1 protein-coding gene and 1 pseudogene are annotated in these 1,819 nt (G+C 35.6%); one reads left to right on the top strand and one right to left on the bottom strand.

Annotation, left to right across the window (positions count from 1 at the left end):
* Nucleotides 1-20: 20 nt before the first annotated feature.
* Nucleotides 21-1,283, bottom strand: coding sequence for a tetratricopeptide repeat protein (locus BAZSYMA_RS09590; RefSeq protein WP_090718573.1), 1,263 nt, complete (start codon nt 1,281-1,283; stop codon nt 21-23).
* Nucleotides 1,284-1,452: 169 nt separating this feature from the next.
* Here BAZSYMA_RS09590 and BAZSYMA_RS09585 point away from each other — a divergent pair.
* Nucleotides 1,453-1,819: pseudogene (locus BAZSYMA_RS09585) on the top strand (hypothetical protein); the annotation flags it as partial.

The following is a 1,819-nucleotide window of genomic DNA, read 5'->3' as shown; positions in this document are numbered from 1 at the left end:
TTCAACATAGATAAAATAGGTTATTTCCTTAATTTTTCAAGTCCGTTAATTGTTTTTTCCACCAAGCCATCGGTATTATTTTTTTCTTTGATGGTGGAATACGCAATGGCATCTGCCAGCTTAGGTAAAAATTCTTTTTGGTATGCGTCATTTTCATGTTTCACTCGTTCAAACATTTTTGACATTGCCACACGATTGCTTGCTTCAATACGCAATGCCTTGGCGTTGGTGTATTGGCGGATAATGGTAAAAGTAATGATAGAGAAAAATACATAAGCAGTATAAAAAGACATATTAGATGGCATACTAGTTATATCAAAAACATACACAGTATCAGGCAGTCTATTGATTATCTTTTGTCCATACACAAAGAAAGCTATCATTGCAATAATTACAATTATACTAATCCACATCCATTTTTTTTCATCTGTCTTATGTTCGCCTTTTAATTCTTCTAAAGTGTCTTGAAAATCTTGCGTTTTTTTAATATCCCTTGAAAAATTTTTTTTTATTGATTTTATTTGTTCGCCAGCAATAGCACTAGGGTCTAACGCTTCTGCTTTTTTAAAATCTTCAATCGCCTCTTTTTCTTTTCCTAGCTTTCTGTAAGCAAGGCCACGATTAGTAAAGGCTACTGCGGCATCTTCTGGATTGAGTTTAATGGCTTGACTGAAGTCTTTAATGGCCTTTTGATACTCGCCTAAGTTGGCATAAGCAACGCCACGATTAGTAAAGGCTGCGGCATCTTCTGGATTGAGTTTAATGGCTTGATTTAAGTCTTTAATGGCCTTTTGATACTCGCCTAAGTTAATATAAGCGACACCACGATTAGTAAAGACTTCGGCATCTTCTGGATTGAGTTTAATGGCTTGATTGAAGTCTTTAATGGCCTTTTGATACTCGCCTAAGTTAATATAAGCGAAACCACGATTATTAAAAATCGTGGAATTTTCTGGATCGAGTTTAATGGCTTGATTGCAGTCTTTAATGGCCTTTTGATACTCGCCTAAGTTAATATAAGCGAAACCACGATTCTTAAAAATCGTGGAATCTTCTGGGTTAAGAGTAATAACCTGATCATAATCATTAACAGCTTTCTGGTACTCACCTAAATCAATATAAGTATCGCCACGATTCTTAAAATACATATAATTTTTTGGGTCAAGTTTGATAATTTGAGTGCAAATTTCAATTTTTCTAGTGTGATTATCACTATCATCAATCTCATTAAATTCTGCTCTTAATTCATCAAGCGTCATTTTCTTAACATTTTTATCACTCATACAATCGCTCTTGTGCAAACAAATCCTACACTCCTAATCCAAAAATAAAAACCAAAAAAACACACAAACCCCAACTAGTACAATGATTTCAACCAAAAACAGTTTTACCCATTAGATGAAAACCAAAGGCAACCAAGCCCCTCATTAACCAACCAAACTTTATGCGTTTATGAACATTTTAAACGACAAACTTGATACAACTAACGAACTTTTGACCTCCCGTATTGGGCTTATTACACTAGCGCATACTATCCGAGTATTGGATTTATCAAAAACAATAGATCAACACTTCCCCGCATCGGGCAGTAATTGTGCCCTTAAAGCCTCAACCTTTATTAATACCTTAGTACTGAGCCAATATGAGGGCGGTGAATGTCTAAACGATATTGTTCATATTGCCAAAGACAAAGCTTTGAGTCTTGTCACTAATCAAAAAGTACCAACCCCGCAAGCTATTGGCACTTGGCTTAGACGCTTAGGCAAAGACAACCAAGGTGTTAAAGCCCTGCAAAAGGCCAACAAAACGCTCTTGAATT

It is taken from the genome of Bathymodiolus azoricus thioautotrophic gill symbiont, assembly GCF_001298715.1.
GTDB lineage: Bacteria > Pseudomonadota > Gammaproteobacteria > PS1 > Pseudothioglobaceae > Thiodubiliella.
This window is presented reverse-complemented; position numbering and strand designations above follow the sequence as displayed.